Annotated in this window: 8 protein-coding genes and 1 pseudogene; all 9 read right to left on the minus strand. The window is 45.3% G+C overall.

Translation table 11 applies throughout. The features are described from left to right. Positions 1 to 82: 82 nt before the first annotated feature. Entirely contained in the window at positions 83 to 769 is a 687-nt protein-coding gene (locus ADG03_RS07655) for a YoaK family protein (RefSeq protein ID WP_045759985.1), read from the minus strand. Between the two features lie 129 nt (positions 770 to 898). Further along, positions 899 to 1,675, minus strand: a complete 777-nt coding sequence (locus ADG03_RS07660; protein WP_049472681.1) for an NUDIX domain-containing protein — start codon at positions 1,673 to 1,675, stop codon at positions 899 to 901. A gap of 24 nt (positions 1,676 to 1,699) precedes the next feature. Then, positions 1,700 to 1,891, minus strand: a pseudogene (locus ADG03_RS07665) (hypothetical protein); the annotation flags it as partial. Between the two features lie 10 nt (positions 1,892 to 1,901). Continuing rightward, positions 1,902 to 2,963, minus strand: coding sequence for an AAA family ATPase (locus tag ADG03_RS07670; protein ID WP_049472683.1), 1,062 nt, complete (start codon positions 2,961 to 2,963; stop codon positions 1,902 to 1,904). Positions 2,964 to 3,127: 164 nt separating this feature from the next. After that, positions 3,128 to 3,853, minus strand: a complete 726-nt coding sequence (locus ADG03_RS07675; protein ID WP_049472684.1) for a hypothetical protein — start codon at positions 3,851 to 3,853, stop codon at positions 3,128 to 3,130. A gap of 440 nt (positions 3,854 to 4,293) precedes the next feature. Then, positions 4,294 to 4,701 carry a DUF4430 domain-containing protein gene (locus tag ADG03_RS07680; protein ID WP_049472685.1) on the minus strand — a complete coding sequence of 136 codons (408 nt, stop codon included), beginning with the start codon at positions 4,699 to 4,701 and terminating at the stop codon, positions 4,294 to 4,296. Continuing rightward, complete coding sequence (locus ADG03_RS07685) at positions 4,679 to 5,167, minus strand: hypothetical protein (protein ID WP_049472686.1); 489 nt, start codon at positions 5,165 to 5,167, stop codon at positions 4,679 to 4,681. Before ADG03_RS07685 ends, ADG03_RS07680 begins: the two co-directional genes overlap by 23 nt. Positions 5,168 to 5,176: 9 nt before the next feature. Further along, positions 5,177 to 7,606 carry an ATP-dependent Clp protease ATP-binding subunit gene (locus tag ADG03_RS07690; RefSeq protein ID WP_049472687.1) on the minus strand — a complete coding sequence of 810 codons (2,430 nt, stop codon included), beginning with the start codon at positions 7,604 to 7,606 and terminating at the stop codon, positions 5,177 to 5,179. Further along, positions 7,607 to 8,071, minus strand: a complete 465-nt coding sequence (locus tag ADG03_RS07695; RefSeq protein WP_049472688.1) for a CtsR family transcriptional regulator — start codon at positions 8,069 to 8,071, stop codon at positions 7,607 to 7,609. Between the last annotated feature and the right edge of the window lie 222 nt (positions 8,072 to 8,293).

The raw sequence follows: 8,293 nt of genomic DNA on the forward strand, positions 1-8,293 counted from the left end.
TAGTAGAGCCCACTCAACCACTGCGTCTTGCTCGACAATCCAAAAATAATTGAAAGGCTAGGACTTTTGTCCCAGCCTCTTTTTATAGATTGTCTGTCTGCAGGCCGAGTTGTTTGACTCTGGCGGTGTAGTAGGTCATGATCAAAAAGAGGTTGGCTGTGATCAGCCAGATGGCCCATTGGTGAATGAAATGCATGAGGATGGCTACGCTAATAGCTCCCGCAACAAAGCTTCCAACAACAATCCCGTAATTCATGGCCTGACGCCGATACTCGTCCAAATCTCCCTTTCCTCGAGTGATTCGGTACAAGGCCGTCAGCATCTTGCGGTAGTTGCCGGAAGTCATAAAGATCACGTAAGGGTGGTTTTCAATCAAGCTTCCTGTAAAGGTCAACATCATCATCCCTGTCCCAAAAGCAATAAAGGGAACTTCTACAGGTGGTATGACAGACACCAAGGGAATCAGGAGTGTCACCACAAACAAAGGAATCAACATCTTGGTCCGCCAAAAGGCTGTCTTGCGATACTCTTTGATATGGAGGGCAACCACAAAGCCGATCGAGAAAAATAGAATAGATGAAAAACGCATGATGGTATTTTCGACCCGGGGATCGTGCCAATCAGCGATGAGAAGCAGGAGGTTCCCCGTTTGGGTCGCGACCAAACTCCGGTAGTGCATGTGGCAAAAAACATCGAGGCCCCCTCCGATAAAACCAAGCAGAGCCCCCATCAGTCGTGTATTTTGTGGTAAGATGATTTTTTCTTCCATAGTCTTGTCTCTTTTGATTTCAATTATGATTATTATACCACTTTGCACACAAGTGGAGCAGGAAAAATCAGAAAAAGCCCTTCCGTTACTATAAGTAAGGGAGGGCTGGTAGAATAAACCCCGCTCGATCTACTGTTTCAGGCGATAGGTCTTGCGTGGTTTTTTCTTAGGTACTCGCTTGACACCCACTTCTTCCACGAATTCTCCGAATTTTACGAGGAAGTTATTGCTAACGATGGGACGTCCTGGATTGATCAAATTGACCAATTCGGTTGCTTCATAAACGGTGAAAGGCTCCTCTAACAGATAGAGGAAGGTTGGATTCCAGTCGAGACGTCCCTGAATCCGCTTGATCGATTCTTGAATGATCTGGTAGTGGTCAAAGGCAAAATCAGAAGCAGCTAAGGGTTCTCCATCGAGCAAACACTGGGATTTTTTGAAATCGACATCGAGAAAAACGACTTCCTTGGCATCATCACCTGCATGGGCTAAGTCTACCGCTTCTGCTGGCAGATAGACCAGATGGGCGATGGTAATGACCCAGCCTCTGGGGTCCCGCCCAGGGGTGGAAACTGTCATGAGCTGCTCCACCTTATTCACTGGCAGATCGAGCCCAACTTCTTCTTTGACTTCTCGGATACAGGCATGAGTCGCATCTTCATCCTTGTTCACAAAGCCCCCCACCAAGGCTAGGCGGTGTTGATAAGGGTGGGCCTTGCGGCGAATGGCTAAGAGCTTGAGCTGGCCATCAACAAAACAGTAAGCTACCATGTCCGCTGTGACACTTGGAGTTTCATAAGTCGGCAGGTCTTGCTCCTTGTACCACTTGAGAAAGTCTGCTTCACTAGCGGCCGTCTCAAAATACTCTTTCTCCGTCATTCCTGCTGGAATTGAGAGACTTGCCATCTAAGCCACCTCCTTCTTGAGGGCTTTGGTCCATTCTAAGAAGAAGGGAACGCTGGAAAGAAGCAGGAGATAGATCCATTGAAAGGCTGTGCGTCCTACAAAAAGGTCCTTCCACAGGAGTTTCATAATATTGACAAAGCCTTGTTTTTTCGCTTCTTGGTGAACATTTTTAAAGTCTTGGATAAAGGTTGTGAATTTTTCAGATAGGTTTTTCATAAGCTGCTCCTTAGTCGGCTTGGTAAATGGCATCGATCACCTTCTTGGCTTCTTCGTAGTTGCCGAGGTAGTCTGATGCGAGGAAAGTGGTCGGAATGTTTCCTAGATATTGCTGGCGCAATTGGTCCAGGTAATTTGAAAAGCTGGTGCGGATCTCTTCGTCAGCCATGGTCATGTCTCGGAAACCATCATTGACATAAGAGCCGATCGGCAGTACAAAGAGGATCAAATCCCATTTTTCTTTGGAGAGAATACTGACAAAGAGGTTGTCGAAGGTATCGGTCATGCTGGTATCCTGACCTTCGACCTCCATGTAGTAGTCGTAATAACCCTTGGTCACCAGGGAATTGGTATCTGCGATGACAAGGCCTCGATTGGCACTACTATCGATGAGCTTAGAGGTTTGATCATACTGTCCTAAGAGTAGGTAATAGTAATCTTTTGGCGTGAGCTCATCATCTCGAACATTGTTCTTGATCTGGTATTCACGGGCATACTCAAGACTAACAGGTGCATCGTAAAAGCGGGCTAAGTCCTTTGCAAGGGTCGTTTTCCCGTTGCTGGCGCTCCCCATGATCAAGACTTTCTTCGTGAACTGACGACGGAAGGGCTGGGCGATGTATTTCCAGTATTTGCTGGGATTTTCCCGGATCATGGTAGCAGAGATCCCGAAGCGGCGCTTCTCTAAGTGAACTTCAAACCCTCTCGCTTCCAACTCTTCCTTGTAGGCTTTCTCCCCTACATAAAAGATCAACTCTTCTGTCTCTGTTTGATACTGGATGGTGTCTAGGGCTGTCTGTAACCATGGTTCCCAGCCCAAGGGATAACGAGGAAGTTCTGTCTCATCTAACTTATAGACTTGGATCAACTCATCATTTGAGAAGGCTTCGCGGATATAACGGAAGCGTTTTTGTAAGGTCAGTCCCACTTCTTCACCACGATCCCCTTCATAACCAGATACAATGACACGAACGCGATCACACTGACGCTTGGCCCGCTGGATCAGGTCAATATGCCCTTGATGAAGAGGCGCAAAGGTTCCAAAAACCAGGGCAATTCTTTCTTTTTTCATACAAACTCCTTTTTATAATTTTTTATAAATAGATTTTCTTTATGTTTTTATTATAAACTATATTTTCTATCTGTCAATATTTTTTTATAAAAAAATATATTTTTCTTCAAACCAACAAAAAAAGATCTGAAAAGAGAAGTTTCTCCTTTCAGATCTTTCGAATTTTATTCACGAGTGAGGGAGTGGCTGACACCGTCTTTCAGAACCGTCACACTAGATACAGAGCCATCTTTTCCAACTACGATATCTAGAGTCGCCGCAGACCCATCGCCTGCTGAGAGATTAGCATGGTAATGACCATCATCCAAGGTATAGTTATAAGCGCTGATACCATAGGCTACGGGTTGGCCCCCAGGCAGTTGGATGGTCACTTGACCACCTTGGCCAATAGTGACTCCAGTGTCGCGCTTGTCAGACCAATTCCCAGCTGCCGCAGAGAAATCCCCTGCTGCTACAGAATAGACTCCCTTGTATTGGGCATTCTCCGTAGCAGAAGCTTGCTTCTTAGCATGGGCATGACCGTCTTCTAGACTTGGCAATTTTGCTTTCGCTGGTGTTGCTGGAGTGGCTACTTCTTTTGTTTCTTTTGTTACGGGTGCTGCTGGTGTCGCTTCTTTAGCTGGAGCTGGTGTTTGACTAGCTGCAGCTTGGTTATTTTTGCTACCAACGGTATGACTTTCTTCTGATTTGCTATCAGAGGATGAAGAGACAATCGGATCTTTACTAGTGATCACTTTTTTCTTAGAAGAAGAACTTGTTTGTTTAACCTGACTGGTCTTTGAACTACTTGCTTCTGAAGTTTTTTCTTCTTTATTCCCACCACAAGCTCCTAGGAAAAGACTAGCTGTAAGAGCTAGCGCTGCTAGGGAAATGATTTTTTTGTTTTTCATAACAGAACCTCTTTTGTAACATTTGTAATATTTTGTAACATTATTGTAACACTGTTATATGAGGGTGTCAATAGTTTCTCAAATATTTTTCTAATTTGAAAGAAGTTTTAGGTAAATTCCTAAGGCATAGTAGAAAAAAGCCGGACAAACTAGCCGACTAGAGCACGTAGACAAACTGTTCTTTTATACAAATATAATACCTCCTATAAAGATAAAAAAATTTAATTCGTTAGGGTTACTCAATTATCTACTGAAACTTTCCGATGTGAGAAAAGTGCTAGAAACACTATTGTTTCTAGCACTCGGTAGTTTTGGAACCTTAGGTCCAAAACTAAGTCATGGAACTTCTTCGAAGTTCGCTGACGTCCGTACTCACCTAAGGAAAGTTTCTAAGATAACTTTATCTATAATCTGAAGCCGGACAAACTGTCCAGCTTTTCTTATTTATACACTTCTTGATAGAATTCGATCTTATCCCCTTTTTTAACGGTGGTTTCAGCAGCACCTTTTGGAGCCATCTCGCCATTGATCTTGTACATCCAGTAAAGACCTTTGGCTTCGTCTTGGCTGTGACCGTCAATCGAGGTGATCATGCCATTTTTTTCTTCAATCTTGTAGTTGGCTTTGAGCACTTTCATAAGGTTGCTCTCTTCTGCTACTTTCAAGGTTTTCAATTGCGCTTTTTGACCTTCTGGCGTCACGCTAATTGTAATCGAAATTTCGTTTTTCTTGGCAACTTCTGTGCTAGAAGCTGTTGGTTGATGGTTTGTGCTATGAGACGAAGCGCAACTCGCTAAAAGAAGAGCTGCAAGTAAGGTCATTAAGCTAGAAATGGTTTTTTTCAACATAAAATCTCCTAAAGATATGATAAATAATGGGATAAAAAGCGATCGTCGACAGAGCATGGGCAAGGTTAAAACTAAAACCATTGACCAAAGCATAGGTCCACCAAGGAATATGGTATATCAAGGCATAAACACTATCGATCAAGACCCCATAAGCAAAGGACAGTAGGCCCACAAAAAGGATCTGAAGGACAAAGGGCAACCACTTGTAACTGATGCGCCAAATGAGCATCAAACAGCCAAAGGCAACAATCTGAAAGAACACAATCAAGCTCATCCCCAGGAAAAAGGCGGAGACAAACATAGTGATCATCATCACAAGAAAAGCAAAGCTATACCCTTCAAATATCACCAAGAGAAAAAAGATAGCAGAAATAGGTTGGACATTTGGAAAAGGGGCAAAAGCCTGACGTAGAGCGACACAAAGGGCCGCCAAAAGCGAAATACGGGTTAATCGCTGAAGCGTCATGACATCCTCCTAGACAATCTCGAACTTGATCGTTCCGGCTGTCGTTCCAACCTTGATGGTTTGCCCTTCTTGGGCTTGGCCTTTCAGCAATAGCTCTGCTAGTTGATCTTCCACTTCGGTCTGCAAGACACGACGCAGTGGGCGAGCTCCCATTTCTGGATCGTAGCCTTTGGTTGCTAGCAACTTGAGCGCTGAAGGCTGGAATTTGAGGGTCATGCCTTGTTCTGCCAAGGTCGCGATGAGCGGTTTGACCATGACTTTGACCACCTGCTGCATGTCCTCGCTTGAGAGACTATGGAAGACCACCTTTTCATCAATCCGGTTGATAAACTCTGGACGATAGGTCTTCTTCAACTCTTCAAACATGCGTTTTTCCATATTGGCTTGGTCAAAGCGGATATCTTTGGCCCCAAAGCCAACTGTCTTATCATCTCGAAGGGCTGTAGCTCCCAGGTTTGAGGTCATGATGATAATGGTATTGGAGAAGTCGATCTTCCGGCCTTTGCTATCGGTTAAGACTCCGTCATCCAAGACCTGCAAAAGGACATTGAAAATATCTGGGTGGGCTTTTTCCACCTCATCAAATAAGAGAACGGAATATGGTTTGTTGCGGACCTTCTCGGTCAACTCGCCTCCTTCTTCGTAGCCCACATAGCCTGGAGGAGCTCCGTTGAGGCGGCTGGCTGCGAATTTTTCCATGTACTCACTCATATCAAAACGGATGAGGGCCGATTCATCATCAAACAGAACCTCCGCCAAAGCTTTGGCCAGCTCTGTTTTTCCGACACCGGTAGGTCCTAGGAACATGAAAGAACCGATCGGACGTTTATTGCTGCGGATACCTGATTGATTTCGTCGAATAGCCCGACTGATACTCGAAACGGCTTGGTCTTGACCAATCACGCGCTTGTGCAATTCTGCTTCTAAGTTGAGGTACTTCTTGGCATCGGTTTGGGTCAGTTTTTGAGTTGGAATACCCGATAATTGGCTCAAGGTCACCAAGACATCTTGGTCAGTGACTTCTTTTTTGTAGACAATGGGAGCGGTCTCTACTTCTAAGAGCTGGGCTGCTTTCTTCCACTTGCCGTCCATCAAGGCCCGGTCTAAGGCGGTCAACTCTTCTTTTACGTGACCGTTGGAATCGCGGTTTTGTACGGTAGCTGCCGCTTCATCCAAGAGATCAATGGCTGAATCTGGCAATTGACGGCTGGTCAAATAGCGGTGGGCATATTTGACAGCTGTTTCGATCGCTTCATCAGTAATGGTCACATGATGGTGGTCCTGGTAGGTCTCTTTCAAGCCTTGGAGAATTTGGATGCTATCTGCAACACTTGGCTCTTCAATGGTGACTTTCGCAAAACGCCGAGAGAGGGCTGCATCTTTTTCGATATGCTTTTGGTACTCATCTTGGGTCGTTGCTCCAACTGTACGCAAGGTTCCCCGTGCCAGGGCTGGTTTTAGAATATTGGCTGCGTCTAAGGTCGAATCAATACCGGATCCTGACCCCATAATAGTATGCAGTTCATCGATAAAGAGAATCACGTGACCGTCTTCTTCGATGTCCTGGATGATATTGTTCATCCGTTCTTCAAAGTCCCCACGGAAGCGCGTCCCAGCAACGACATTCATGAGATCCAATTCCAGAACACGCATTTGCGCGATTTCAGCTGGAACATTGCCACTAGCGACACGCTGGGCCAGACCTAATGCAAGGGCAGTTTTTCCGACCCCTGCTTCTCCCACCAATACAGGATTGTTCTTCGTCTTGCGGCTGAGGATTTGGATCATGCGTGAAATCTCTGCATCCCGGCCGATCACAGGTTCAAGCTGGCCTGCACGCGCCATTTCTGTCAAATCACGGGTATAATCTTCAAGACCTCCACTGGTGCTTGGTGGCATGCCCATCATATTTCCCATGGTTTGTCGGTTAGGGTTTTGAGCCCGATAAAGACTCCGAATGGCTTTGATATCGTTCTTGTCCCAGCCTGCCTTGTCTTCTAAATTCTTGCGAAGGGAGGCAATAGGAACTCCCTTGTCTTGCTCTGTAAAGGCAAAGCCAGCAAACTCCATGACTTGGCTCGCCAAGGTCCCACGGTCTGCTAGAAGAGAGAGGAGCACATGCTCTGTTCCCAAGGTCTTGGCATGAAGGACCTGGGCAATCTCTCTTGCGTGCTTCATAATGGCTTCCATCCGATAAGAAAATGGGAAGATTTCATACCGATTGTCGCTTTGAAAAGCTTGGCCTGTGATATGCTCCGCTGCATCCTGAAACTCATCGATCTGCATAGGATAATCGTTCAGTACAGAACCTGCCACGCTATAGGGATTATTGGCCATAGCCGTCAGGAGATGCCAAGTATCTAAGGTATGCCCCTGATAGTGGCCTGCTAGTATTTGGGCCGCTTCTATACTTTCTAACAGTGCTGTTGAATAGTTCATCTAGTCGGTATTTCCTTTTCTATCTACTTGTTGAATGATTTTTTTCAGCATCGTTGCTCGTAGGATGAGAGCATCTCGACCTAGGACCTCATCGGAGGTCGTCGCAAGCAAGAGCTGAGTCTCACGTTTTGTCAATAATTTTTCTTCATAGAGCATCTGGAGGATATCATTAAAGACCTGCTGACTGATGGTCTCTCCAATATTGGCTGCCAAGTCTTGGAGCATCTGATGGTGATCTGAAAACTGGACCTTGCCAATGCGGATATAGCCTCCACCACCGCGCTTGCTCTCTACAATATAGCCTCGGCTCTCGGTAAAGCGGGTCTTGATGACATAGTTAATCTGACTGGGTACGACCTGAAAGACATCGGCCAACTCACTTCTTTTGAGCTCTGCCATGCCAGCTTGAGCCAGCAAGGCCTTGATATAAGCTTCAATGCTATCAGATGTGTTCTTATTTGCCATGATGCTCCTTTCTGGCTTGTTTATTTCTAGATGGATGCTCTGTTCTTGGCCCATAAAAAATGGCCTTGGAGTGTTCCTTCTCATCATTGACCTTATTTGACTATTATACAATTTTTACGGCTGTAAATAAAGCAAAGACTCCATGGAAATAGGAATCTCTTAAGGAAAGGAGAAAAATAAAAGAGAGTGGGACAGAAATCGGTAATTCGTTAGAATTCGATT

Origin of the sequence: Streptococcus parasanguinis, from assembly GCF_001069785.1 — a bacterium.
In the GTDB taxonomy this organism is placed as follows: Bacteria; Bacillota; Bacilli; order Lactobacillales; family Streptococcaceae; genus Streptococcus; species Streptococcus parasanguinis_T.